Source organism: Pseudomonas fluorescens (assembly GCF_900636825.1).
Lineage (GTDB): Bacteria > Pseudomonadota > Gammaproteobacteria > Pseudomonadales > Pseudomonadaceae > Aquipseudomonas > Aquipseudomonas fluorescens_BG.
This window is the reverse complement of sequence record NZ_LR134318.1, coordinates 1,393,845-1,419,322: the sequence shown is the minus strand read 5'-3', so window position 1 is coordinate 1,419,322 and position 25,478 is coordinate 1,393,845. Positions and strand designations below refer to the sequence as shown.

25 protein-coding genes and 1 pseudogene are annotated in these 25,478 nt (G+C 60.5%); 14 read left to right on the top strand and 12 right to left on the bottom strand.

The window, feature by feature from the left end:
• Positions 1–178: 178 nt before the first annotated feature.
• From livH to EL257_RS06445, 4 genes are read left to right on the top strand one after another with little or no spacing between them, the layout of a single operon-like run.
• Positions 179–1,102, top strand: a complete 924-nt coding sequence (livH, locus tag EL257_RS06460; RefSeq protein ID WP_090282129.1) for a high-affinity branched-chain amino acid ABC transporter permease LivH — start codon at positions 179–181, stop codon at positions 1,100–1,102.
• Complete coding sequence (locus EL257_RS06455) at positions 1,099–2,355, top strand: high-affinity branched-chain amino acid ABC transporter permease LivM (RefSeq protein WP_126360840.1); 1,257 nt, start codon at positions 1,099–1,101, stop codon at positions 2,353–2,355. The genes livH and EL257_RS06455 overlap by 4 nt, the downstream gene beginning before the upstream one ends.
• Positions 2,352–3,119, top strand: coding sequence for a high-affinity branched-chain amino acid ABC transporter ATP-binding protein LivG (gene livG, locus EL257_RS06450; protein ID WP_041478028.1), 768 nt, complete (start codon positions 2,352–2,354; stop codon positions 3,117–3,119). Before EL257_RS06455 ends, livG begins: the two co-directional genes overlap by 4 nt.
• The gene (locus EL257_RS06445) at positions 3,120–3,821 is read left to right on the top strand and encodes an ABC transporter ATP-binding protein (RefSeq protein WP_003222380.1); all 702 of its coding nucleotides are present in this window, start codon (positions 3,120–3,122) and stop codon (positions 3,819–3,821) included.
• A gap of 169 nt (positions 3,822–3,990) precedes the next feature.
• On the opposite strand, the gene EL257_RS06440 is transcribed toward EL257_RS06445, so the two are convergent.
• Positions 3,991–4,896, bottom strand: coding sequence for a LysR family transcriptional regulator (locus EL257_RS06440; protein ID WP_126360838.1), 906 nt, complete (start codon positions 4,894–4,896; stop codon positions 3,991–3,993).
• Positions 4,897–5,008: 112 nt separating this feature from the next.
• On the opposite strand from EL257_RS06440, the gene EL257_RS06435 reads away from it, so the two are divergent.
• The 3 genes from EL257_RS06435 (at position 5,009) to EL257_RS06425 (ending at position 8,161) form a co-directional block, all read left to right on the top strand.
• Positions 5,009–5,608, top strand: a complete 600-nt coding sequence (locus tag EL257_RS06435; RefSeq protein ID WP_126360836.1) for a short chain dehydrogenase — start codon at positions 5,009–5,011, stop codon at positions 5,606–5,608.
• 189 nt (positions 5,609–5,797) lie between these two features.
• Complete coding sequence (locus EL257_RS06430; RefSeq protein ID WP_126360834.1) at positions 5,798–6,451, top strand: COG3650 family protein; 654 nt, start codon at positions 5,798–5,800, stop codon at positions 6,449–6,451.
• Between the two features lie 96 nt (positions 6,452–6,547).
• Positions 6,548–8,161, top strand: coding sequence for an NAD(P)/FAD-dependent oxidoreductase (locus tag EL257_RS06425; protein WP_126360832.1), 1,614 nt, complete (start codon positions 6,548–6,550; stop codon positions 8,159–8,161).
• Positions 8,162–8,346: 185 nt separating this feature from the next.
• On the opposite strand, the gene EL257_RS06420 is transcribed toward EL257_RS06425, so the two are convergent.
• Positions 8,347–9,441 carry a PLP-dependent cysteine synthase family protein gene (locus tag EL257_RS06420; protein ID WP_126360830.1) on the bottom strand — a complete coding sequence of 365 codons (1,095 nt, stop codon included), beginning with the start codon at positions 9,439–9,441 and terminating at the stop codon, positions 8,347–8,349.
• Between the two features lie 251 nt (positions 9,442–9,692).
• On the opposite strand from EL257_RS06420, the gene nhaA reads away from it, so the two are divergent.
• Positions 9,693–10,886 carry a Na+/H+ antiporter NhaA gene (nhaA, locus tag EL257_RS06415; RefSeq protein WP_126360828.1) on the top strand — a complete coding sequence of 398 codons (1,194 nt, stop codon included), beginning with the start codon at positions 9,693–9,695 and terminating at the stop codon, positions 10,884–10,886.
• A gap of 383 nt (positions 10,887–11,269) precedes the next feature.
• A pseudogene (locus EL257_RS27890) lies at positions 11,270–11,338 on the top strand (hypothetical protein); the annotation flags it as partial.
• A 67-nt stretch (positions 11,339–11,405) separates the two neighbouring features.
• Here the strand turns inward: EL257_RS27890 and EL257_RS06405 are convergent.
• The 6 genes from EL257_RS06405 to dinG form a co-directional block, all read right to left on the bottom strand.
• Positions 11,406–11,870, bottom strand: coding sequence for a glycine zipper 2TM domain-containing protein (locus EL257_RS06405; protein ID WP_016771369.1), 465 nt, complete (start codon positions 11,868–11,870; stop codon positions 11,406–11,408).
• 179 nt (positions 11,871–12,049) lie between these two features.
• Positions 12,050–12,697: a pyridoxamine 5'-phosphate oxidase gene (gene pdxH, locus EL257_RS06400; RefSeq protein ID WP_126360826.1), complete on the bottom strand. Its 648-nt coding sequence runs from the start codon at positions 12,695–12,697 to the stop codon at positions 12,050–12,052.
• Between the two features lie 24 nt (positions 12,698–12,721).
• Positions 12,722–13,819 (bottom strand): OmpA family protein, encoded by a 1,098-nt coding sequence (locus tag EL257_RS06395; RefSeq protein ID WP_126360824.1) that lies wholly within the window; start codon positions 13,817–13,819, stop codon positions 12,722–12,724.
• A gap of 113 nt (positions 13,820–13,932) precedes the next feature.
• Complete coding sequence (locus tag EL257_RS06390; protein ID WP_126360822.1) at positions 13,933–15,078, bottom strand: serine hydrolase domain-containing protein; 1,146 nt, start codon at positions 15,076–15,078, stop codon at positions 13,933–13,935.
• A 143-nt stretch (positions 15,079–15,221) separates the two neighbouring features.
• Positions 15,222–17,693, bottom strand: coding sequence for a beta-galactosidase (locus EL257_RS06385; protein WP_126360820.1), 2,472 nt, complete (start codon positions 17,691–17,693; stop codon positions 15,222–15,224).
• Between the two features lie 95 nt (positions 17,694–17,788).
• A complete protein-coding gene (dinG, locus tag EL257_RS06380; RefSeq protein WP_126360817.1) occupies positions 17,789–19,933 on the bottom strand; it encodes an ATP-dependent DNA helicase DinG in 2,145 nt (714 codons plus the stop codon).
• 98 nt (positions 19,934–20,031) lie between these two features.
• Between dinG and EL257_RS06375 the strand changes: the two genes are divergently transcribed.
• Complete coding sequence (locus EL257_RS06375; RefSeq protein WP_126360815.1) at positions 20,032–20,496, top strand: DUF2269 family protein; 465 nt, start codon at positions 20,032–20,034, stop codon at positions 20,494–20,496.
• A gap of 215 nt (positions 20,497–20,711) precedes the next feature.
• Here the strand turns inward: EL257_RS06375 and EL257_RS06370 are convergent, their stop codons facing one another.
• The 4 genes from EL257_RS06370 to EL257_RS06355 all read right to left on the bottom strand — a co-directional run bounded on the left by EL257_RS06370 (position 20,712) and on the right by EL257_RS06355 (position 23,415).
• Positions 20,712–21,470 (bottom strand): collagen-like protein, encoded by a 759-nt coding sequence (locus tag EL257_RS06370; RefSeq protein ID WP_126360813.1) that lies wholly within the window; start codon positions 21,468–21,470, stop codon positions 20,712–20,714.
• Positions 21,463–21,744 (bottom strand): DUF1145 domain-containing protein, encoded by a 282-nt coding sequence (locus EL257_RS06365; RefSeq protein ID WP_126360811.1) that lies wholly within the window; start codon positions 21,742–21,744, stop codon positions 21,463–21,465. Before EL257_RS06365 ends, EL257_RS06370 begins: the two co-directional genes overlap by 8 nt.
• Positions 21,745–21,906: 162 nt before the next feature.
• On the bottom strand, positions 21,907–22,629 hold the full coding sequence (locus EL257_RS06360) for an OmpA family protein (protein WP_126360809.1): 723 nt from the start codon (positions 22,627–22,629) through the stop codon (positions 21,907–21,909).
• 90 nt (positions 22,630–22,719) lie between these two features.
• Positions 22,720–23,415: an OmpA family protein gene (locus EL257_RS06355; protein WP_126360807.1), complete on the bottom strand. Its 696-nt coding sequence runs from the start codon at positions 23,413–23,415 to the stop codon at positions 22,720–22,722.
• Between the two features lie 199 nt (positions 23,416–23,614).
• On the opposite strand from EL257_RS06355, the gene EL257_RS06350 reads away from it, so the two are divergent.
• The 4 genes from EL257_RS06350 to EL257_RS06335 all read left to right on the top strand — a co-directional run bounded on the left by EL257_RS06350 (position 23,615) and on the right by EL257_RS06335 (position 25,412).
• Complete coding sequence (locus EL257_RS06350) at positions 23,615–24,112, top strand: DUF6231 family protein (protein WP_126360805.1); 498 nt, start codon at positions 23,615–23,617, stop codon at positions 24,110–24,112.
• A 4-nt stretch (positions 24,113–24,116) separates the two neighbouring features.
• Positions 24,117–24,593 carry a YchJ family protein gene (locus tag EL257_RS06345; protein ID WP_126360803.1) on the top strand — a complete coding sequence of 159 codons (477 nt, stop codon included), beginning with the start codon at positions 24,117–24,119 and terminating at the stop codon, positions 24,591–24,593.
• 118 nt (positions 24,594–24,711) lie between these two features.
• Positions 24,712–25,206, top strand: coding sequence for an LEA type 2 family protein (locus tag EL257_RS06340; protein WP_126360801.1), 495 nt, complete (start codon positions 24,712–24,714; stop codon positions 25,204–25,206).
• Entirely contained in the window at positions 25,203–25,412 is a 210-nt protein-coding gene (locus EL257_RS06335; RefSeq protein ID WP_008083915.1) for an SEC-C metal-binding domain-containing protein, read from the top strand. Before EL257_RS06340 ends, EL257_RS06335 begins: the two co-directional genes overlap by 4 nt.
• The last annotated feature ends 66 nt before the right edge of the window (positions 25,413–25,478 follow it).

The window sequence follows — 25,478 nt, the reverse complement described above, 5'->3', positions numbered from 1 at the left end:
TTTGCGAATTTATGGGCCGCGCTGGCGTGATCCGCCAGTCTCCCCACCTGAAAATCTCAAAACCGTCATCAGCGGTTCGCTGGCAAAACCCGGATTCGAAGTGGATAGAGATCCACGGGGCCGGGCGGGAAAATGACTCCACCAGTGAAATGCGTATCAGGTTTTTAGGAGCGCTGTAATGCCTGACCTCTATCACTTCTTCCAACAGCTGGTTAACGGCCTCAACGTTGGCAGCATGTATGCCTTGATCGCCATCGGCTACACGATGGTTTACGGCATCATTGGAATGATCAACTTCGCCCACGGCGAGGTGTACATGATCGGTTCCTACGTGGCGTTCATCGCTATCGCCGGGCTGACCATGATGGGACTCGACAGTGTCCCGCTGTTGATGACCGCGGCGTTCATCGCCAGCATCGTCGTCACCAGCTCCTACGGTTACAGCATCGAACGGATCGCCTACCGCCCCCTGCGCGGCAGCAACCGTCTGATCCCGCTGATTTCTGCCATCGGTATGTCGATCTTCCTGCAGAACACCGTTCTGCTGGCGCAAGACTCCAAGGACAAAGCTATCCCCAACCTGATCCCGGGCAACCTCGCCTTCGGTCCGGGTGGCGCACAAGAAGTGCTGATTTCCTACATGCAAATCGTGGTGTTCGTGGTGACCCTGATCGCCATGCTTGGCCTGACCTTGTTCATCTCCCGTTCCCGCCTGGGCCGCGCCTGCCGCGCCTGCGCCGAAGACATCAAGATGGCCAACCTGCTCGGCATCAACACCAACAACATCATCGCCCTGACCTTCGTCATTGGTGCTGCACTGGCGGCCGTTGCGGCTGTGCTGCTGAGCATGCAATACGGCGTGATCAACCCCAACGCCGGTTTCCTCGTCGGCCTCAAGGCCTTCACCGCTGCGGTACTGGGCGGCATCGGCAGCATTCCCGGCGCGATGCTCGGCGGGTTGGTGCTCGGTGTAGCGGAAGCGTTCGGTGCTGATATCTTCGGCGACCAGTACAAGGACGTCGTCGCGTTCGGCCTGCTGGTTCTGGTGCTGTTGTTCCGTCCGACCGGCATTCTGGGCCGTCCGGAGGTTGAGAAAGTATGACTAGGAATCTTAAACAGGCACTGTTCAGTGCCTTGCTGGTGTGGGCCGTGGCCTACCCGGTATTGGGTCTGAAACTGACCATCGTCGGCATCAATCTGGAAGTGCACAACACCAGCCCGGCCATCCTCGCGACCATCGCGATCTGCTCGGTGCTGATGTTCCTGCGCGTGCTGTTCAACCAGCAGATCAGCAAAGCCTGGCGCTCCTCGCCGGGCCTGCCGCTGATCCCGGCCAAGGCCAGCAACTTCCTGACCCTGCCGACCACCCAGCGCTATTTCATCATTGCGTTGATCGTGCTGGCGCTGGTGTGGCCGTTCTTCGGCTCCCGTGGCGCGGTGGACATCGCCACGCTGATCCTGATCTACGTGATGCTCGGCCTCGGTCTGAACATCGTCGTCGGTCTGGCCGGCCTGCTCGACCTCGGTTACGTCGGCTTCTACGCCGTCGGCGCCTACAGCTACGCGCTGCTGTCGCATTACTACGGCCTGAGCTTTTGGATCTGCCTGCCAATTGCCGGTCTGATGGCGGCGACGTTCGGCTTCCTGCTGGGCTTCCCGGTGTTGCGTTTGCGTGGCGACTATCTGGCGATCGTGACCCTTGGTTTCGGCGAGATCATCCGTCTGTTCCTGCGTAACCTGACGGATATCACCGGCGGCCCGAACGGCATCAGCAACATCGAAAAACCGACGTTCTTCGGCCTGACCTTCGAGCGTAAAGCCGCCGAAGGCCTGCAGACGTTCCACGAGTATTTCGGCCTGCAATACAACTCGATCAACAAGGTGATCTTCCTTTACCTGGTTGCGCTGTTGCTGGCGCTGGCGGCGCTGTTCGTCATCAACCGTTTGCTGCGCATGCCGATCGGCCGTGCGTGGGAAGCGCTGCGTGAAGACGAAATCGCCTGCCGTGCGCTGGGCCTGAATCCGACGATCATCAAATTGTCCGCGTTCACCCTCGGCGCTGCATTCGCCGGTTTCGCCGGTAGCTTCTTTGCAGCACGCCAGGGTCTGGTAACTCCGGAATCGTTCACCTTCATCGAGTCGGCAATCATTCTTGCCATCGTCGTATTGGGTGGCATGGGCTCGCAACTGGGTGTGATTCTGGCTGCGGTGGTGATGATCCTGTTGCCGGAAATGATGCGTGAGTTCAGCGAGTACCGCATGTTGATGTTCGGTGCGCTGATGGTGTTGATGATGATCTGGCGTCCACAAGGTCTGCTGCCGATGCAACGCCCACACATGGAGTTGCGCAAATGAGCCGCGAGATTCTTAAAGTCGAAAATCTGAGCATGCGCTTTGGCGGCTTGCTGGCGGTGAACGGCGTGGCGCTGACCGTCAAGGAAAAACAGGTTGTAGCTTTGATCGGGCCTAACGGCGCCGGCAAGACCACGGTGTTCAACTGCCTGACCGGTTTCTATCAGCCTACCGGCGGCAGCATCCTGCTCGACGGCGAACCGATTCAGGGCCTGCCGGGACACAAGATTGCGCTCAAAGGCGTGGTGCGGACGTTCCAGAACGTGCGGCTGTTCAAGGACATGACCGCGGTCGAGAACCTGTTGATCGCCCAGCACCGTCACTTGAACACCAACTTCCTGGCCGGTCTGTTCAAGACCCCGGCGTTCCGCAAAAGCGAGCGCGAGGCCATGGAATTTGCCGAGTACTGGCTGGAAAAGGTCAACCTCAAAGAGTTTGCCAACCGCACCGCTGGCACCCTCGCCTACGGCCAGCAGCGGCGTCTGGAAATCGCTCGCTGCATGATGACCCGCCCGCGGATCCTCATGCTCGACGAACCGGCCGCCGGCCTGAACCCGAAGGAAACCGAAGACCTCAAGGCGTTGATCGGCGTGCTGCGCGAAGAGCACAACGTCACCGTGCTGCTGATCGAACACGACATGAAACTGGTCATGAGCATCTCCGACCATATCGTCGTGATCAACCAGGGCACGCCGTTGGCCGACGGTACGCCGGAACAGATCCGCGACAATCCTGAAGTGATCAAAGCCTACCTGGGGGAAGCGTAAATGCTGCAGTTCGAAAACGTTTCCACCTTCTACGGCAAGATCCAGGCGCTGCACAGCGTCAACGTCGAAGTCCGTCAGGGCGAAATCGTCACGCTGATCGGCGCCAACGGTGCTGGCAAGTCCACGCTGCTGATGACGCTTTGCGGTTCGCCGCAGGCGCACAGCGGCAGCATCCGCTATATGGGTGAGGAACTGGTCGGCCAGGACTCGTCGCAGATCATGCGCAAGAGCATCGCCGTAGTGCCGGAAGGTCGTCGGGTATTTGCCCGTCTGACCGTGGAAGAAAACCTGTCGATGGGCGGATTCTTCACCGACAAGGGCGACTATCAGGAACAGATGGACAAGGTTCTCGGACTTTTCCCACGCCTGAAAGAGCGCTTCAACCAGCGTGGCGGCACTATGTCCGGCGGCGAACAGCAAATGCTCGCCATCGGTCGTGCGCTGATGAGCAAGCCGAAATTGCTGTTGCTCGACGAGCCGTCGCTGGGCCTGGCACCGATCATCATCCAGCAGATCTTCGATATCATCGAACAGCTGCGCAAGGACGGCGTGACGGTGTTTCTGGTCGAGCAGAACGCCAATCAGGCACTGAAAATTGCCGACCGCGCCTACGTTCTGGAAAACGGCCGCGTGGTCATGCAAGGCACCGGTGAAGCGCTGCTGACCGACCCGAAAGTGCGCGAAGCGTATCTGGGCGGTTGAGTTTAATTGCTGCACAAAAAAACGGCCTTCGGGCCGTTTTTTTTATTCAAATTCAGTGAAGCCTCCTGTAGGAGCTGCCGAAGGCTGCGATCTTTTGATCTTGATTTTCAACGCAAAAACAAAAGATCGTAGCCTCGTTTCACTCGTCAGCTCCTACAGAGGACTACATTCAGCGTGAGAGGCGATCCAGCGCTTCACCACTGCGCTTGAACCAGCCGATCAGATAATCCGCCAGCACCTGCGTGCGTTTCGGCAAGCCGCCCTGATACGGATGCACCAGGTACATCGGCATGCGCCGGGTCTGAAAATCGCGTAGGAGCCAGCGCAATCGGCCGTCCGCCAATTCCGTTTGCAGCAGATATGACGGCAAGCGAGCGATGCCGGCGCCGGACAGTGCGGCTTTTTTTAACAGGCTGTAGTGATTGCTGGCAAACGGCCCCGATACCCGCACTCGCAGCAATTCGTGTTGCTGGTGGTATAACCATTCTTCGCGCCCGCTGTAGTGACTGTTGAGCAGGCAGCGGTGTTCGGCCAGCGCGCTCGGTGTCAGCGGCTCGCCGAAGCGTTCCAGATAAGCCGGACTGGCGCAGGTCATTTCCTGCCAGGCGAGCAATGGCTTGGCGACCAGTCGATCATCGTTGGCCACTTCGGCGCGAATCCCCAGATCAAAACCATCACGGGACAGATCACGGTAACTGTTGTTCAGCTCGAGCTCGATCTGCACCTCGGGATACGTCTGCGAGAATTCCATTAAGAGGCCGTCGAAGAAGGTTTCGCCCAGCGATACCGGCACGGTGATACGCACCGAGCCGGCCATATCGTCGTTCAAGCGCGCCAATGCCTGACGCGCCTTGGCCACCTGGACTACCAGCGCCTGAGCTTGCGGCAACAACGCCGCGCCCGCTGCCGTCAGGCTCAAGCGCCGCGTGGTACGTTGCAGCAGCACCACGGAAAACTGCGCTTCAAGTTGGCTGATGCGCTTGGATAATTGCCCTTTGCTGCAACCGAGTCGCTGCGCGGCGAGGGTAAAACTGCCGGCCTCGATCAGCACGGCGAACGCCGCCAGGTCATCCATCTCGCTCGTCGATTGTTTCCAAATGAAAACCAAAGGTTGCCTATTAGTGCGCTTATCCGCAGAAAAAACCACTCTAGACTGCAACCTCGTTCATTCACTGAGGTACAGTTTGATGAAAATTCTATTGATCGGCTCTGGCGGCACCATCGGTTCGGCGGTGGACAAAGAATTGTCGCAGCGCCACGAAGTCATCCGCATTGGCCGCAACAGCGGTGATTTTCACGTGGATATCAGCGACAGCGCCTCGATTCGCCGGCTGTTCGAGCAGACCGGCACGTTCGACGCACTGATCTGCGCCGCCGGTAACGTGACTTTCGCGCCGCTGGGCGAGATGACTGAAGACAGCTTCGCCCTGGGCCTCAAAGACAAATTGATGGGCCAGGTCAATTTGCTGTTGATTGGCCGCGAGTTTGCCAATGACGGCGCTTCGTTCACTTTTACCACGGGCGTGCTCAGTCACGATCCGATCCGCAGCGGCGCGTCGGCAGCGCTGGTCAATGGCGCCCTCGACAGTTTTGTTCGTGCGGCCGCCATCGAGTTGCCACGCGGCCTGCGCGTGAACTCGATCAGTCCGACGGTGCTGCTCGAAGCGATGGGCAGCTACGCGCCGTATTTCCGTGGCTACAAGCCTGTGCCTGCGGCGGACGTGGCGCTGGCCTACGCGAAAAGCGTCGAGGGCTTGCAGACCGGTCAGACGTTCCACGTCGGTTGAGATCAAAAGATCGCAGCCTTCGGCAGCTCCTACACGGGAGTTGGGTCCTCGTGCGGGAGCTGCGATATTTTGTGTTCGTTAAATATCCGCGATGCGTGCGTTGCCGTGTAGGAGCTGCCGCAGGCTGCGATCTTTTGCATTTGGCCGACAGGCTGCGTAACGTGGCGGCACTTGTCAGGAGAGCCGAAGATGCGTGTTGCCCGTTCGTTAGTGGTTGTTGCCCTGCTGCCGCTGTTTGCCGCTTGCCAGTTGTTCGATGGTCCGCGAGAAAGTGCTTCGCACGCAGGGCAAACGCGGATGCAGGGGCAACTGACCGCCGCCGACGGCAAACTGGTGTTCCAGCCATGCCAGGAACAACGCCAACTGATAGTCAACGACATCGGCGGCACCAGCGTTCTTCAAGAGGCCGCGACCCTCGCCGACGAGCAAGGCAAACTGTTCGCTGATGTCCGCGGCAAGGCCTCGGGCGATCGCCTCGACCTGACTCAACTATACCGAGTCGAGCGCTCCGGCACGGCTTGCGATGATCCGAATTTCAAACTGCTGATCCTCCGCGCAGCCGGCCACACCCCAGCGTGGAACGTCAAAGTCAGCGGCAAAGGCATGGTCATCGATCGCGAAGGCCAGCCGCCGCTCGCTGTGCCCTATGTTGAAGAACAACTGGGCGACGGCCGCTTCAATCTCAGCAGCGAAGCCAACAATCAGCGCATCGAATTGTGGGTCGCGCCGCAGCGTTGCGTCGACAGCAGCACCGGCAGCGTCCAGCACATGAGCGCCGAGTTGCGCATCGACGGCCAGGTGCAGCGTGGCTGCGGCTATTTCGGCGGCGCGCGTAACGACTGATCGTTTTTCCCCCACGGATCCGGTCGCGGCGGCTTATAATCGCCGCCTTCAAACGCCTTGGCGCAGTTGTGCGCCCCGCGAACCCGGATCCTCGCCATGTTACGAATCACTGAACTCAAGCTGCCAATCGACCATCCCGAAGAAGACCTGCGCGTGGCCATCGTGCAACGCCTGGGCATCGCCAGCGATGATCTGCTCGATTTCACCTTGTTCAAGCGCAGCTACGATGCGCGCAAAAAGTCCTCCGAACTGTGCTTCATCTACACCATCGACCTCCAAGTGCGCGACGAAGCCAAGGTATTGAGCAAGTTCGCCGACGACCGCAACGTCAACATGGCGCCGGATGTCAGCTACAAGTTCGTCGGCCAGGCACCGAGCGATCTGAGCCAGCGTCCGATCGTCGTCGGTTTCGGCCCATGCGGAATCTTTGCCGGCCTGCTGTTGGCGCAAATGGGCTTCAAGCCGATCGTTCTCGAACGCGGCACCGAAGTGCGTCAGCGCACCAAAGACACTTGGGGACTGTGGCGTAAAAGCGTGCTCAACCCCGAGTCGAACGTGCAGTTCGGCGAAGGCGGCGCGGGCACGTTTTCCGACGGCAAGCTATACAGCCAGATCAAGGATCCGAAGTTTCTCGGGCGCAAAGTCTTGCATGAGTTCGTCAAGGCCGGCGCGCCGGAAGAAATTCTCTACGTCAGCAAACCGCACATCGGTACGTTCCGCCTCACCGGCATGGTTGAAAACATGCGCGAACAGATCCGTGAACTGGGCGGCGAAGTGCGCTTTCAGGAGCGCGTCACCGACGTGTTGATCGATGACGGGCAACTGGTCGGCGTGCAACTGGCCAGCGGCGAAACGCTGCATTCGAAACACGTGGTTCTGGCCCTCGGCCACAGCGCCCGCGACACGTTCCGCATGCTGCACAGCCGTGGCGTGTTCATGGAAGCCAAGCCGTTTTCGGTGGGCTTCCGCATCGAACACCCGCAATCGCTGATCGACCGTGCGCGGCTCGGCAAGTACGCCGGCCATCCCAAGCTTGGCGCTGCTGATTACAAACTGGTGCACCACGCCAAGAACGGCCGTTCGGTCTACAGCTTCTGCATGTGCCCCGGCGGCACCGTGGTCGCGGCGACGTCCGAACCGAACCGGGTGGTCACCAACGGCATGAGCCAGTACTCGCGTAACGAGCGCAACGCCAACTCCGGCATCGTTGTCGGCATCACTCCCGAAGTCGATTATCCGGGCGGCCCGCTCGCCGGTATCGAGCTGCAGGAACGTCTGGAATCCCACGCTTTCATTCTCGGCGGCAGCGACTACAAGGCCCCGGCGCAACTGGTCGGCGACTTCATCAACGACATTCCTTCCACGGAATTGGGCGAAGTCGAGCCATCGTACAAACCGGGCGTCGCGCTGGGCGATCTGGCCTTGGCGCTGCCGGATTTCGCCATTGAAGCGATTCGTGAAGCGCTGCCGGCGTTCGAGAAGCAGATTCGCGGTTATTCGTTGCACGATGCCGTGCTGACCGGGATCGAAACCCGTACGTCATCACCGCTGCGCATCACCCGCAACGAATCGCTGCAGAGCATGAACGTCAAAGGCCTGTTCCCGGCCGGTGAAGGCGCCGGTTATGCCGGCGGAATTCTCTCGGCAGGGGTCGACGGGATCCGCATTGCCGAGGCCGTGGCGCGGGATATCCTGGGCCTGGAAGCGTAACAGGATCAAAAGATCGCAGCCTTCGGCAGCTCCTACAGATTTTGCATTCCATGTAGGAGCTGCCGGAGGCGCGGTACATTCTGGGCCTGGAAGCGTAACAGGATCAGAAGATCGCAGCCTTCGGCAGCTCCTACAGGTTTTGCATTCCATGTAGGAGCTGCCGGAGGCTGCGATCTTTAGCTTTATCAGATATTCGCGCGAAGAACTGACGTCGGCAGCGCTTCCCCCCGCTCGGCACTCGCCGCCACCGCTGCGATCAACCAGTCCAGCTCATACCCCTGCGCTTTCAGCCACGCCTGATCGTAATACGTGTCGGCATAACGCTCGCCGCCATCGCACAGGATCGCCACGATCGACCCTGACTCCCCCGCCGCTTTCATCTGTTGCGCCGCCATCAGGGCGCCAATCAGATTGGTCCCGCTCGACCCGCCAACATGACGTCCCAGACGCTGCGCCAGGTAATGCATGGCCGCGAGCGACAACGCGTCCGGCACTTTGACCATCGCATCAATCACCTTGGGCAGAAACGACGCCTCGACACGCGGCCGGCCAATGCCCTCAATTCGCGAGCCGCAATCGAGACGCAGGTTGGCATCACCGGTCTGATAAAAATCGAAGAACACCGAACGCTCGGCATCGGCGCACAACACGCGGGTGCCGTGCTGCCGATAGCGCACGTAACGACCGAGGGTCGCGGTGGTGCCGCCGGTGCCGGGACTTGAGATCAGCCAGCTCGGTTCAGGATGTGTTTCGTAGCGCATCTGCTGAAAGATCGATTCGGCGATGTTGTTGTTCGCGCGCCAGTCGGTGGCGCGCTCGGCATAGGTGAACTGATCAATGAAATGGCCGCCATGCTCACGAGCCAGCCGTTCGGACTCGGCGTAGATTTGCGTCGGATCCGTTACCAGATGACTCTGTCCACCATAGAAGGCGATCTGCGCGATCTTCTCTTTCGAAGTGGTCGATGGCATCACCGCAATGAACGGTAAACCAAGCATGCGCGCAAAATAGGCTTCGGAAATCGCCGTCGAACCGCTCGATGCTTCGATCACCGGTGCGCCGGGCTTCAGCCAGCCGTTACACAGCGCGTATAGAAACAGCGAGCGGGCCAGGCGATGTTTGAGGCTGCCGGTGGGATGGCTGGACTCGTCCTTGAAATACAACTCGATGCCGGCAAAACCAGGCAGCGGCAAAGGGATCAGGTGGGTGTCGGCGCTGCGCTGAAAATCCGCTTCAATGATACGGATGGCTTCGCGGGCCCACTGGCGGTTGTCGCTCATGGTCTCGGTTCTCGTTGAATCAGGCAGGAGATCGGTCTCCTGAAAATGGTCTCCCGTCAGCTTAGGAAAAATCCTGCAGACGGCAAAGATACAGCTGAGTCTCAATGTGTCAGACAACTGCTAGGCTCAGCGTGGCTTGAGCAGGGCACCTTGTAACGACATATAACAAAAAAGAATATAACTTTTGTTTTAACAACTAACGGTACGGGTTAGGGTATCCCACCTTTTTTCAGTTTCGATGGAGAGCGACCTTGCCTCTGCGTAGCACTTTCACGCGTTTCTTTCAGTTGGAAGCTGCCAGCGGTCTGTTATTGATCGCTGCAGCCATCCTCGCACTGATCATCAACAACTCGCCGCTGTCGTGGCTCTACACCGGTTTGCTCGACACCCCGGTGGTGGCGCAGATCGGCGCGTTGAAAATCGCCAAACCGCTATTGCTGTGGATCAACGACGGTCTGATGGCGATGTTCTTCCTGCTCATCGGGCTGGAAGTGAAGCGTGAAGTGCTCGACGGCCAGCTATCGAAACCTTCGCAAATCGTCCTGCCCGGTGCAGCGGCAATCGGCGGCATGCTGGTGCCTGCGCTGATCTACTGGTTCCTCAACCGCGACAACCCCGCCGCCCTGAGCGGCTGGGCCATCCCGACCGCCACTGACATTGCTTTCGCCCTTGGCGTTCTCGCCTTGCTCGGCAAGCGCGTACCGGTGTCGCTGAAGCTGTTCCTGATGACCCTGGCGATCATCGATGACCTCGGCGCCATTGTGATCATCGCGATCTTCTACTCGGGCGAGCTTTCGACCCTGTCGCTGGGCCTCGCGGCGGCGTGTATCGCGGCATTGGTGGCGATGAACCGGCTTGGCGTGGTCAAACTCGGGCCATACATGATCATCGGCTTGATCCTGTGGGTCTGCGTGCTGAAAAGCGGCGTCCACGCGACGCTGGCCGGCGTGACTCTGGCCTTCTGCATCCCGCTGCGCACGAAAAACGCTGAACCGTCGCCGCTGCTGACCCTTGAGCATGCGCTGCACCCATGGGTCGCCTACGGCATCCTGCCGCTGTTCGCCTTCGCCAATGCCGGACTGTCGCTGAGCGGCGTTACCGTCGAAAGCTTCACCCACGACGTACCGATGGGCATCGCTATCGGCCTGCTGCTGGGCAAGACCATCGGCGTGTTCGGCCTGACCTGGCTGGCGGTCAAGATCGGCATCGCCGCCCTGCCCCAAGGCGCCAACTGGGGCCAGGTCCTCGGCGTCGCGATACTCTGCGGCATCGGCTTCACCATGAGCCTGTTCGTCGGCTCGCTGGCCTTCGAACCGGGCGTGAGTGATTACGCCGGCATGGATCGCATGGGCATTTTGACCGGGTCGATTCTCGCGGCATTGATTGGTTACGCGGTGACGGCGGGGGCGAGTCGGCGCAACAGCGCCGGATCGCTGAATACCTAACATAACTGTGGCGAGGGAGCTCGCTCCCGCTGAGGGGCGCAGCGCCTCTGGATGATGCGCTTGCCGCGCAGTCCAGCGGAAGTCAGCTCCCTCGCCACAGATGCCTTTTGCTGAGTTACTCAGCGATCTATCCCCCGTCTTTAGAGACGCGTCCTACAGCCACAATTTCTCTGTCTCGTTAACGTTGCGCTGCCCTTTGCGGAGGGCGGTCGATGGATGTACGAAAGGACGATCAGTGGCTGGCAAAAAGGACATTCCGCGGGTGCCAAACCCGCCGCAAGGCGATGGGCATCACATCACTTATCGCTACATGACGGCCACGGAACTGGCCGAAATGGGACTATTTACATGGCGAGCTTGAAGCCTACCGCGCAAGCGATGGTAGCCATTTAGGCTCTTACGACCACAGAACTGGTGAGCAGATAGATCCACCGGCGCCACATACTGAATGAGCAACTCAAGCAAAGAAAAACCCCGACCAGTCACCTGATCGGGGTTTTTCTTTACCTGAAATCCCGCTTAGTGCGAAACGCGGCTGGTCCCGCCAACAGTCGAAATCCGCACCCGCTCGCCAACGCGGAATACTTCATTCTCCTGCACTTGCTGGACGTAGGCACGCATGCTGCCGTCGTCTTCACGCACGGTGATTTCCACACCTTGAGTCCGGGTCAGGCCTTCTTCGGTGGCCGAGCCCAGCAGGCCGCCGGCCACTGCGCCGATAACGGCAGCAACGATACTGCCCTTGCCGCCGCCGATGGCGCTACCGCCGACGCCGCCGACCACTGCGCCTGCTGCGCCGCCAATCGGGGTTTTTGTGCCTTCGATTTTTACCGGTCGCAGGGATTCGATGGTGCCCATGCGAATCGTCTGCACACGACGCGCTTCGTCACGGGAGTAGGAGTCGCCGGTGAGGCTTGATTGGCAGCCGGTCAGCAACATCGCCATCGTGGAAAAGGAAGCAACCAGCAGAACAGACTTACGCATAGCATCAACTCCAAAAGAACATGTGTTCATTAAACTCCGTGGCTCGGCGCCTGTCACGGCACCAGCCGGATAAAATCGGCTTCCATTCAGGCTGGGTACAGATGCCTGCCAGCGTCCACTCACGGTAGCGCCAAATCATTGATCCTGCGCGATCACACTCTATCCGCTCGGTAGACTGCTCAGGGTGCCAGACGTTCAAGAATCCAGGCGGCGCTCTGTGCGCGGTAGTTGAGGCGATCATGCAGGCGGCTCGAACGGCCCTGCCAGAACTCGATGCGCTCGGGCAGCAGGCGGTAACCGCCCCAATGTTCCGGGCAGTGCGGCTGGGTGTCGCTGAAGCGTCGCTCAGTGGCTTTGAGCAAATCTTCCAGTTCGCCGCGACCGTTGATGACCCGGCTTTGCGGCGATGCCCAAGCACCGAGGCGACTGCCCAGCGGGCGCACCTGATAATAGGCATCGGACTCTTGCGGCGTAACTTTCACCACCCGCCCTTCGATGCGCACCTGGCGCTCCAGGGTCGGCCAGAAGAAAGTCATGGCGGCAAACGGATTGGCCAGCAGCTGCTGGCCCTTGGCGCTGTCGTAGTTGGTGAAAAAGGTAAAGCCCTGCGCGTCCAGGCCCTTGAGCAGCAAAATGCGACAATGCGGACGTCCCTGTGCATCGACCGTGGCCAGGGTCATGGCGTTGGCTTCCACCGGCGCCTGCTCGGTTTTAACCGCATCGGCGAACCACTGGTGAAACAGCGCAAACGGCTCGGCCGGGGCTTGCGCCTCAGTCAAACCGTCACGGGTGTAGTCGCGACGCATATCGGCCAGAGCCTGGGTCATGGCGCATTCCTTTTCGTTAGCGGATCACTTCTTGGTCGCGTCAGTCGCGGCGACCTTCTTGTCGGTCGCAGCGGCCTTGGCAGGCGCAGTCTTTTTAGCCGGAGTTTTCGCCGGGGTCTTTTTCGCTGGAGCCTTGGCAGCGGCCTTCTTGGCAGGAGCCTTCTTCGCCGCCGGCGCAGCGGCTTTTTTCACCACAGGCGCCGGAGTCGCCGGCTTGGCCACTGGCTTGACGTCCTGCGCAGCAACCAGTGTGACTGGCTTAGGCGCCGGCATGTTGTATTTGCTCAACAGCGCAACCATGGTGTTCTGCGGGGTCACCAGCAGTTCAACGCGACGGTTAAGCGCACGGCCTTCAACGCTGTCGTTGGCCGCACGCGGTGCTTCGGAACCCATGCCACGCAGCATCAGGCGATCACGCTGCAAGCCACTGAGGCGGAAAATCGCCGCGATGGACTGCGCACGTTCCTGGCTCAGTTTGATGTTGGCCGGTGCGGAACCGCTGGTGTCGCTGTGGCCAAGAACCAGCACAGCGGTTTTCGGATCGGCTTCGAGAATTTTCGCCACGCGGGTGAACGGGCCGAGTGTCACAGGCAGCAACATCGCCGGACGATCCGGGTTGAACGAGCCTTCCACCGGCGCGGTGACGACCAGCACGTTTTCACGGCGCTCAAGTTGCAGATTGCTGTCCTTGACCGCTTCACGCAGACGCGGCTCGTAGTCGTCGAGCCAGGCCTGGGTCACTTTCGGATCGGGCATCGGCACGGCTTTGGCGGTCGGCTGATCCTTGCCGCCGAACGGCCACCACCATTTACCGCCGGACTCAGCGTCAGCCTTGGCCACCGCCGCCGGTTTGGCTTCAGGCTGCACTTCTGCTTTCAAATCGGCCTTGACCGCTTCATCGCTGGAACCGAACGGCCAGTACCATGGATTACTGCTCTCGGCTTTTGTCACAGGGGCAGTGGCGACGGGTTTCGAAGGCGCGGGAGCTGGCTCTTTGGCGGCTACTTTGTCGGAAGAACCGAACGGCCACCAACTGCCGCCGTCCGCTTCGTTTTTCGGGGTCTGTGCGCAACCGGTGATCGCTACACACAGGGCCAGGGCGAGGGTCTTTTTAGATGACATTGAAAATCCACAAAATAAAGTAATGAAAAATCAGAGCACTTTCGCCCGGATAAACAGTCGCTTTGAAACTAAAAAGCCAGCGAGGTTCCGACCCTGGAGCCTCAGGTGAAACTTTACAGACAAGTGGCAAGCACCCGCGCGAGCTTCTGCGCACGCGGATCCATCAAAACATAAGGCCCCAAGGTATTTGTCACGAACCCGAAGGCCACATCATGCTCTGGATCCGCGAAGCCGATGGAGCCGCCCGCGCCCGGATGGCCGAATGCTCGCGGGCCCAGGCCATAAGTGGCATTGGGCACGTTTGGTTGATCGAGCATGCAGCCGAGGCCGAAACGGGTGCGCGTGAGCAAGGTCTTGTCTTCACCGAGGCTGTGTTCGCGGGTCAGCTCTTGCAGCATATCGCTTTCGAGCAGGCTGCCGTCGAGAAGCCCGGCATAGAACCCGGCGAGGCTGCGCGCATTGCCGTGTCCGTTGGCCGCGGGTTGCTGCATACGGCGCCATTCCGGCTTATTGGTGCTGGTGAGGACCGAAGGCGGATTGGTGAAAGCGCGGGTGCTCATGGCCGTCGGCTCGCGCATCGTCACTTGCAGCAGGCGCTGAGCGGCGGCATCGCCAGGATTGCCTTTGCCACGGGCGATATGCGCCACGCGATGAAATTCTTCATCGGCCAGGCCTACATGGAAATCCAGCCCCAGCGGTTTGGCGACGCGGGCGACGATGGATTCGCCGGGACCGCGTCCATCGGCGCGCCGCAGCAACTCGCCCACCAGCCAGCCGTAGGTGATCGCGGCGTAACCGTGACCGGTGCCCGGCGTCCACCACGGGGCCTCGGCGGCGAGGGCATCGACCATGGTTTGCCAGTCGTAGAGGGCTTCGGGGCCGAGCAATTCGCGCAGAGCCGGCAGACCGGCCTGATGGCAGAGCAATTGGCGCAGGGTTACGGATTCTTTGCCAGCTGCAGCGAACTCCGGCCAGTAGCGAGCCACCGGGGCGTCCAGTTGCAGCTTGCCTTCGGCGACCAACTGGAGTGCGGTGACCGCAGTGAAGGTTTTGGTGCAGGAAAACAGATTGGCGATGGTGTCGCTGTGCCAGGCCTCGGCGCCATCCTTGTCGGCGGTACCGGACCAGAGATCGACGACGGTTTCTCCACCGACCTTGATGCACAGGGCTGCGCCGCGTTCCTGGGGATCGTCGAACAGTGCAGCGAAAGCTTCGCGCACCGCTTCGAATTGAAGCTCGTAATGTCCCTGAATCTGCACCCGCAACTCCCCCGCAAAAACGCTCTACAAAGTGGCCCGCATTGTTCCAGCCCTTGAGGGATTTGGGAACAGGCGCGGGCCAGACGGTTAAAAGCCAAATCAAAAGATCGTCCGAAGGCTGCGATCTTTGAGGGCGTCACGCCTTAATGACCATTCCCCGAATGCCCACCCGCATGCCCTGCCCCCGCCGCTTTGCCTGCGTCACCTTTGCGGCCACCCTGCGCTTCATGCTCGGGGGCTTTCTGCGCCTCCGCGCCCAACTGCTCAATCGCCTGCAAATTGCTCTTGCGCACGGTTTCGACGAAGCCTTGATACGGCAGATCCGTGACCCCGACCAGGCCGAAATGACCATTCTCGCCATCGAGCAGACGACCGCTCACCGGTTGATCCAGATACTGGAACCAGTGCACGCCGACAATCGATGGCTCGCTCAGCGCCTGTTTGAGGAAGTTGGCGTAGGCCGGGCCGCGATCTTCTTCCCTGGCCAGCTGCGTCACCCCGCCCCAGAACGGGCCGCGATCGGCCGAGCCGAAGTTGAATTCGGTGATCAGCACCGGTTTGTCCAACGCGCCCAGCGTCGCGAAGTCGTAGCCGTCCTGCGGCTTGAGCGTGTACATGTTGAAGCTCAGCACGTCGCAATACTGCGCACAGGACGCCACGGCTTCAGGCGTACTGACGGCGAAACGGCCGCCCAGCAACATTTGGTTGGGGGCGTGCCATTTCAACGAGTCGGAGATGGTCTTGAAGTAGGTATCGGCGAAGACTTTCTGGAAGTATCTGAAGTCAGCTTCGATTTCCGGATGTTCAGGATTCGGCAGCGGCGGCACGAATCCCGGATCCTCCATCAGCTCCCATGCCGGCAGATCGATGCCCCAGGCTTTCGAGAGTCCGGCCTGATTGCGGTACTTGTCACGCAGCTGCTTGAGAAATGCGCGCTTGGCCGGCACATCGGTGGTCATCTTCAACGTGCCGAGCGCCAAGGCGTAACGTGACTGCGGATCGTCGCCAGGTCCGGCCCAGGCCAGTTCGTTGTCGGCGTAATAGCCGATCAGCCACGGATCATCGCGGTGATCGCGGGCGGCGATGGCCACGGCACGTTCGGTGGCCATGGCGAAACGTGGATCAAACGGATCGGGCATGCCGCCCCACCAGTCGCTGCCGGTGCTGATGCTGGTGTAATCGCCGACAATCGACAGCGGCAAGGTATAGGGCACGCGCTCGGCATCAGCCAGCGACGGTGCACTCCAATTGCCGACCGTGTTGAAACCCCAGGCTTGCAGACGATCCAGGGTATGGCTGGCCCATCGCGGTTCGTCGATGGTCGCTTTGCACGGCACGCTGATTTGTTCGCGGGTCACTTGCTCCGCGTCGGTCTTGGCGGCTTCGGCAACCCCGGCTTTTGGCTCGGCTGGCACGGTGGCAGGTTCTGCGGTTTCCAATGCGGCGGTCTGTGCGGCTTCGCTTTTCGCCGCCTCAGCGACCCCGGATTTGCCTTGGCTGTGGGCTTTGCACGGTTCGCCATACAAACGCTGCAGGTTGGCAGCGTAGAAGTCATACCAGCGCCCGTTGCCGTAGCCGCGCCCCTGATCGGCGCCGTTGCCGCCACGGTTGTCGCCTTCGCCGAAGTGAATGGCCAACGGCTCCTCAGGCTTGGGCAAGGATTCGAACATGTATTCGCGGCCGGCCACATAAGTCCGGCTGACGTCTGCGCTGACCGTGTTCACGCCCAGCGAATAAAACGGATGCCCTTGCGGCGTGACCAGGAACCAGCGGCCGTCACGCTTTTCGGTGCGGAAGAAACCGCTGGCCTTGAACACCGGGCCTTCGTTCCAGCCACCGAACTTGTCCAGCGAGGACTTCTGCCGCTCGGCCAGCCAGCTGTTCAACTGTTGCTGTTCTTTGACTGCTGCGGATTTGAGTTGCTCATCGCTGGCGACTTTTTCCGGCCATTTGCTGCGGGTCGATTGCCCGTACGCATCGACCAGATTGCCGTATACCGCATGGGTAACCGCATCGCCTTCCTGCACGCCGAAACGCTCGAGCAGCAAGCTTTGCGCGACTTTCGGCTGATCCATCGACAGGCTCACCGACACCACTTGGCTGCGATCGACTTCACCGCTACTGCTGGCGAGCAGGATCCGCTGACCCTCGACAGTCATCGGCATCGGCGGGCCGGCCTTCATGCCCTGACTCAAAGGCGTCGATGCCACCAGCGGCACCAGCAACGTCTGGGCGGGCCCGGCCGGGAGATCGACGCGACTGGTCAGCGTGCGGCCATCGTTACTCTGGATTTGCACATAAACAGTGACAGCCCAGTTCATTGCACTTTGCAAACGCAGGGTCATCATCGAGGACTGCGACCAGTCCCAGGCACCGCTCTGCGGCGTCAAGCGCAGGGTCGGCCGAGCCACCGGATTGAACGTCACCCGGCGCAACACTTCGCCTTCTGCGGTCTGCTCGGCGTTGGCTTGCGGCAGATCAGCGTTTTCGGTCACCACTTTGACCACATCGGCGGGGCGAACGAAGTTGAACAGGGTCTGCTGACCGGCAGGCGCTGCCAACAACGGCGCAGCGAAGATCAAGGCGAATACGGCAGGCAACGAACGGCGGATCATAAGAACGGAGTTCTCCCTAACGACCATACATGGCCAATGGAAAAGCGGTGGCAGAGAGATAGACAACACAGTGGGCAAAACGGCCCACCGTTGTCTCAGGATATTTCACGACGGAAAGGAGGCAGCGCATTGAGGATCGCCTTGCCGTAGCGCTGGGTGACCAGGCGCCGATCAAGCAAGGTGATGGTGCCGCGGTCCTCTTCGGTGCGCAGCAGACGACCGCAGGCCTGAACCAGCTTCAGCGAGGCATCGGGCACGGAAATCTCCATGAACGGGTTGCCGCCGCGGGCTTCGATCCACTCCGAAAGCGCCGCTTCGACCGGATCGTCCGGCACCGAAAATGGAATCTTGGCGATGACCACGTGCTCGCAGTACGCGCCCGGCAAGTCGACCCCTTCGGCGAAACTGGCCAGACCGAACAGCACGCTGGAATCACCGCCGTCGACCCGCGCCTTGTGCTTGTTCAGGGTTTCCTGTTTCGACAGGTTGCCTTGAATGAACACTCGCTTGCGCCAGTCGCGATCGAGGCCGTCGAACACGTCCTGCATCTGTTTGCGTGAGGAGAACAGCACCAGCGTGCCGCGCGAGCCTTCGACCAGATCCGGCAGTTCACGAATGATCGCCGCCGTGTGTGCGGCGGCATCGCGCGGATCGGCTTTCAGATCCGGCACCCGCAACACACCCGCATCGGCGTGATGGAACGGGCTCGGCACCACCGCCGTGACGGCTTTTTTCGGCAGACCGGCGCGCATGCGGAAGCGGTCGAAAGTGCCCAGCGCCGTCAGCGTCGCCGAGGTCACCAGACAGCCGTAAGCGACATTCCACAGACTGCGACGCAAGGTTTCCGCCGCCAGAATCGGACTGGCGTTGACCTCGATGTCGAACAGCGAACCGCTTTCAGCCAGGGTCAGCCAACGCGCCATGGGCGGGCTGTCTTCCGGGTCTTCGGCGGTGAACGCGGTCCACAGTTCCCAGTTGCCGGAAGCACGGGACAACAGGCTACCGAACAGCGGATACCATTCTTCGGCCTGATTGCTGGCGATGCCGATGTTGACCTCGCCGTCCATGCCTTCCTTGAGCAAATCGGTCAGGCGGGTGAAAAGATCGTTCAAGCGCGAGAAGCCCTTTTTCAGCTCGATGCCCATTTCGCGCATGTGTTCGGGAATCACCCCGGCGACAAAACGATGCCGTGGTCGCTCGCGGCCTTCGACATCTTCGCCAGGCTTGAAGTCGGCGACCTGTTCGCAAGCGCTGAACATGAACTGCTGCTGCGCTTTGATTTCCCGCGCCAGCTCCGGCACCTGCTCGATCAACTTGCCGAGATCGCCCGGCAGCGGATGCTGAGCGAGCAGTTTGGTGAGGTTCTTGGCGGTGGTTTCCAGCCAGTCGGCGGTGGAGCGCAGGCGCGTGTAGTGGGCGAAATGGCCGATGGCCTTGTCCGGCAGGTGGTGACCTTCGTCGAATACATAGATGGTATCGCGCGGATCCGGCAACACGGCGCCACCGCCCAATGCCAGATCAGCCAGGACCATGTCGTGGTTGGTGACGATCACGTCGACCTTGCCCATGCCTTCGCGCGCCTTGTAGAACGCGCACTGGCCGAAGTTCGGGCAATGACGGTTGGTGCATTGGCTGTGATCGGTGGTCAGGCGTGCCCAGTCGGCGTCTTCCAGCGCATTCGGCCAGCTGTCACGGTCGCCGTCCCATTTATTGCCGGCGAGTTTTTCGATCATGCTGGTGAAGAGCTTCTGACTGGCCTCATCGACCTCGATCTTGAAGCCTTCTTCTTCGAACAGCTGGGCAGTGGCGGTTTGCGCGTGACCTTCCTGCAAGAGCATGTCGAGCTTGGACAGGCACATGTAGCGGCCACGACCTTTGGCGAGGGCGAACGTGAAGTTCAGCCCGCTGTTGCGCATCAAGTCGGGCAGATCCTTGTAGACGATCTGCTCTTGCAGCGCGACGGTCGCGGTGGCGATGACCAGACGTTTGCCGGCGGCTTTGGCCGTGGGGATCGCGGCCATGCTGTAGGCCACGGTCTTGCCGGTACCAGTGCCGGCTTCCACCGCGACAATTGCCGGGTCGCCACTGCGCCGGCCTTCGTCGTCGGTGTCGATATCGCCGAGGACTTTCGCAATTTCAGCGATCATCAGGCGCTGGCCGTAGCGCGGTTTGAGGCTCTTGGCCTCTAGAAAACGCGAGTAGGCGCCCTGGATCGTGGTTTTGAGTTCAGTGCTGATCATTGAGTGTCGGGCGCAAAAACGCTGGATAAATTTTCAGTGGTTTGATTCGGCGGCTATCATACCCCGCGAATCGATCCCGCGCAGAACGGAGTAACCCAATGACACCTTTTAGCCTCGTTTACCCGCTGCATGTCCTCGCCGCTCTGGTGTGGGTCGGCGGCATGTTTTTCGCCTGGATGGTCCTGCGCCCCGCAGCCATGAAGGCGCTCGACGGCCCTGCCCGCCTGACCTTGTGGGTGGAAGTGTTTCAAGGTTTTTTTCGTTGGGTCTGGGTCGCGGTGATTCTGTTGCCGATCAGCGGCGTTGGCATGCTCCATTTGCAGCAGGTCGGGTTTGAAACTGCACCGAAGTATGTGCAGATCATGATCGGGTTGTATGTGGTGATGACCGCGCTGTTTATCCGCATTCAGGGGTTGATGCTGCCGGAATTGCGCGAGGCAGTTGAGGCGAAGGACTGGCCGACGGGTGCGGCGGTGTTGGGGCGGATTCGCCGGGTGGTCGGGCTTAATCTGATTGTCGGGTTGGCGCTGGTGGCGATTGCGGCGGCTCGGCCGATGTTCTGAAGTTGGGGTAAAGATCAAGAGCCCCTCACCCTAGCCCTCTCCCGGAGGGAGAGGGGACTGAATGGGGGATATTGCAGAGTTACGCTGACCTGAAGTACTAGCTTTGAATCCATAACCGACACGGTTGTTCAGGTCGATGGATAGCCTGAGTCACCTCGGTCGGCCCCCTCTCCCTCTGGGAGAGGGCTGGGCGGCGTTCCGATGAGGGTCTGCCTTTAAAGACGCTGCACAGTCACAGCCCCTGCCGCCCCCACCGGCCCCGGCTGGCCATCAGCGCCGGCCTTGCCATTCTTGCCGCCATCGGCGCGATACACCAGGCAGCCCTTGGACTTCCCGCCTTTCCCGGCCTTGCCACCCACACCCGCCGGGCCACCGGCACCGCCAGCCACGTTGACCTTGATCAGCTCGGCAGGAAAATCGCGGGGTACTTCGAGGCGTACCAGCGCGCCCGGTGCGCCGGGTTGACCGTCGCTGCCGTCACTGCCATCAGAACCATGTCCGGCCGAACCATAAGTGCAGCCGGGGTCTTCACCGTTACCGCCATCGAGACCGACAAAACCCGGCGCCCCGGTGCCGCCACGGGCGTCGACCAGCAGCTGCGGCGCGTTCAGTGCCTTGAATTGCAGATTCAGATTGCGCCCTGCCCGCGCCGCTTTTTCATAGGTCCCCGGCGCACCCCGCGCAGTGATCTGGCTGCCGTCGCTCAGCTCGGCGTGGGCAACTTTCATGTCCAGCGCCCTCTCCCCCGGAACGATGGCAATGCGAGCTTCGTGGCCGAGGCGCAGCTCGCCGACGCTCAACTCGGTTACGTTGGAAGGAATCAGCAGCGTGCCGTAATCGGCGACTTCCAGTTTCTCCAACTGCAAAGTGCTGGCGTTGGTGGGCAGACGCATCAGCGAATTGGTTTCGACACTGACCACTTGGGCACAGGCCAACGGGCTGATCAATGCAGCGAGCAAGCAAAGTTTACGCATGGGAATTAGCCTCCGGAGCGGCCGGGGCCGGGATGGTTTGCAGGTGGAAAACGCCAAACAACAGAATACGGCCACGGTCACGCCAAGGGTGCGGACGGCCTTTGAGGCTGCGATTGCACAGCAGCACTTCAATTACATGAATCAGCAACAGCAGGCCGCCGGCCAGATTGACCAGCAGGTGCAGCGGATGTACGAACGGCACCAGTTGATTGGCCAGCACCACGCAGCAGAACAGCAGGGTCAACAAACGCCCCAGCCCCCAGAACACTTTCATACGCTCCCCCGTGTTGCGAATTATTCTTTGGACGCACAGTAACGGCTTCTGCGGGGGATAAGCCAGAGGGCCAAATGAAAAAACTTCGTTGCGTCGGCAAATGGCTGCCGGACGATGAGGATATTCGTCCGGCAGCTCTAGCCCGTGTCCTACAGAGGCATCCTAGCGGTTGATGTGCAATTCCACGCGACGATTTTGCGCGCGGCCCTCATCGGTAGCATTGTCGGCGACGGGTTCACTTTCGCCGCGTCCTTCGCTGGTCAATTTGTTCGGCGCCAGGCCCTGACTCAGCAGATACGCCGCAACGCTGCTCGCCCGCCGCTCCGACAAGGCCTGGTTATACCCATCCGAACCTTTGCTGTCGGTGTGCCCGACGACCTTGATGCTGACCACGTCGGCATTGCGCAGCTTGTCCATCAGCGTATCGAGCTGCGCCTGGGCGCCGGGGGTAAGGTCAGACTTGTCGAACTCGAACAGCACGTCGCCGGCATCACTCAACGTGATGACTTCGGTTTGCGGCGCCGGCTCAGGCGCTTTTGGCGTGACGGGATACTGTGGCAACGGGCAGCCACGGTGATCGACTTCGGTATTTTGCGGGGTGTCCGGGCAACGGTCGCGGCGGTCGAAAACACCGTCGTCGTCTTCGTCGCCGTCCTGGGCATAGCAGATCAGTCCACCGGTGAGGATCCCCAACGCCGCGCCGCCACCGGCCCAGCCCGCACTTTCGATGGCGCCAAGACCGCCGCCGACCAGCCCGCCGATGACGCTGCAGATCGGCCATGTACGTTGATTGAGGGGTGCAGTGCCATCGCTGTGCGTGGCGCAACCCGTGAGCAAGCTGCCAAGCAACAGCACCGGCAAGACGGACCTTGAGAAAGCAGACATTGTGAAAGCTCCTGTGTCACCGGCCCATACCGGTTACACAGGAGTAAAGACCCGCATCCGCGACTGCACAAGCCGCGGATGCGAGGGGGCTCAACGTTGAATCTTGATTTCGGTACGACGGTTCTGCGCGCGGCCGTCAGCGGATTTGTTGTCGGCCACTGGCTGGCTTTCACCCATGCCGGACACCGACACAAAGCTGGCACGTGGCACGCCCTGCTGGATCAGGTATTCCACCACCGAGTGCGCGCGACGATCCGAGAGTTTTTTGTTGTAGGCATCGCTGCCGACGCTGTCGGTGTGACCGGTCACGGTCAGTTGCGCGGTAGAGGCTTCCTGTCTCAGGCGATCGGCAACCTTGTCCAGCACTTGCTTGTCAGGACCGGTCAGCGTGGCTTTGTCGAACTCGAAATGCACATCGCGAATGACGATGGTTTCTTCTTTGACTACAACGGCTTCTTCAACCACTGGCGCAGGGGCAGGTGGAGGGCAACCGTCAGCATCGACCTGTACGCCTTTTGGCGTGCCCGGGCACTTGTCGCGACTGTCCGGTACACCATCGCCGTCCTCGTCGCCATCACCGTGCACCCAGCAATAGGCCGCTGCGGTACCGCCGACCAGCAACGCGCCGTAGCCGGCCCACGCCGAACTTTCGGTCGCGCCGAGACCGGCACCGACAACACCACCGACCGCCGCACACGTCGGCCAATCGGTTTTCTGCAAACCTGCACAACCCGTCAACACACTGGTTAGCAGAATCAAAGGTAATGCTGTCCGAACTATGCTCATCTGGTTTTCTCCTGAGGGATCGGCTCAAAACCGATGCAGGGAGTAAAGACCGGAGTTTTAATCTCCGCCAGCAATAGGCCACTGCTGTTTGCGACCCTGTTCACAGGACTTTGCCGCTTTTCGCGCAAACCGGCGAGACAGGGCCCTTTGCCGCTGCAGTCAGGCAGGCTAGTCTTGGCGGTCTGATTGAGGAGCTTCGATGAACGTCGCCATTTCTTCCCGCACGCCGCAACAGGCGTTGGCCGCTTTGCTGGATCGCTACGCCCCGGCGCGACTGTTGCTGATTGGCGCCAGCGAATTTCCGGCGCTCAGCGCTTTCAAACAGGCGCACACGGAAAGCGTCGTCGCCCACGCCGCGCCTGGCGCATTGCCCGCCGAACTCGCGGCCCAGCGTTTCGATCTGGCGCTGATGGTCGATTGCCTGGAACAGTTGCCCAAGCGCGACGGCCTGAATCTCCTGGGTGGGATTCGCAACCTCAATGCCAGTCGCATTGCCGTGCTGGCCGATCTGAGCGCCAGCGGCTGGCAGGAAACCGACTTCTATTCACTGGCACTGCAAGCCAGCGAGCGGTTCCAGCGCGAGGATCAGGTGCTGACCCTGTTCACCTACGATCTGCTTGACTACAAACAAGTCCCCGACTGGCTCAATTCACGCTTCTGGGCCAATCCGGAAAACTTCGGGAAATACTGGTGGTAATGCGATGAGTACAGCCATTTGCCCTTGCGGCAGCGGCAATCTGCTGGATGCCTGCTGCGGTCATTATCATGCAGGCCATCCGGCCCCGTGCGCCGAAGCGTTGATGCGCTCACGCTACAGCGCTTACGTGTTGGGCCTGGTCGACTATCTGGTGACGACCACCCTGCCCGCCCAGCAAGCGGGTCTGAACCGGCAATCGATCGGTGACTGGAGTGCGCAGAGCACCTGGCTTGGCCTCGAGGTCGAAAGCTCGGAAGTCTTCGGCGGCCAACCGGAGCACGCCTTCGTCACCTTCACCGCACGCTGGCACGACAGCCAGGGCGAGCACAGTCACCGCGAGCGCTCCTCGTTCGTACAGAACGCCGGGCGCTGGTACTTCATCGATCCAACGGTGCAGTTGAAGCTGGGGCGCAATGACAGCTGCCCGTGCGCCAGCGGGCAGAAGTTCAAGAAATGCTGTGCGGGTTATTTTGGCGCTTGAGGTTGAAGATCAAAAGATCGCAGCCTGCGGCAGCTCCTTGGGTTACGGGATCTCATGTAGGAGCTGCCGAAGGCTGCGATCTTTTAGCGTCTAGACTGGCACCAAAGGGAGTCAAACCATGCTCGGTCGTCGGCGCACCTGCCAATGCTTCATTCTGATGCTGATCCTCAACCTCGGCGGCTGCGCCTCGTGGTTCAGTGATGACAGCGTCGAACCCGCCGTGCATCTGGTGAAAGTCGAGGTGGTGCGGGCCAAACTGCTCGAGCAGAGATTCATCCTGCACTTTCGCGTCGACAACCCCAACGACAGTGAGCTGACCGTGCGCGGCCTCGAATACCGCATTCATCTGGCCGATATGCTGTTGGCCGAGGGCGAGCACGAGCACTGGTTCAGCGTCGGACCGAAACGCAGTGCGTATTTCAAAGTGCCGATCCGCACCAACCTGTGGCCGAAGGTCAAGGACGTGGTGAAGATGCTGAAAAATTCCAAACAGCAGATTCCCTATCGACTGCAAGGCGAGATGGAAACCGGTTTATTCATCGCTCACTACGTGCACCTTGAGCGCAATGGCGTGATAATCCCCGCCGATTTAATTCCGGAGCAACACCGATGACCCAGCAACCTCACGTCCACGGCCCTGACTGCAACCACGACCATGACCATGACCATCATCACGATCATGACCACGGCCATGTGCACGGCCCGAATTGCGGCCACGCTCACCAGGAACCGGTGCGCAACGCCCTGAAAGACGTCGGCCGCAACGACCCTTGCCCATGCGGCAACGGCAAGAAATTCAAGAAGTGCCACGGGGCTTGATGCCTGCGGCGAAGGCCCTCTTCGCCTGACCCGCCGCCTTCGCGAGCAAGCTCGCTCCCACATTAG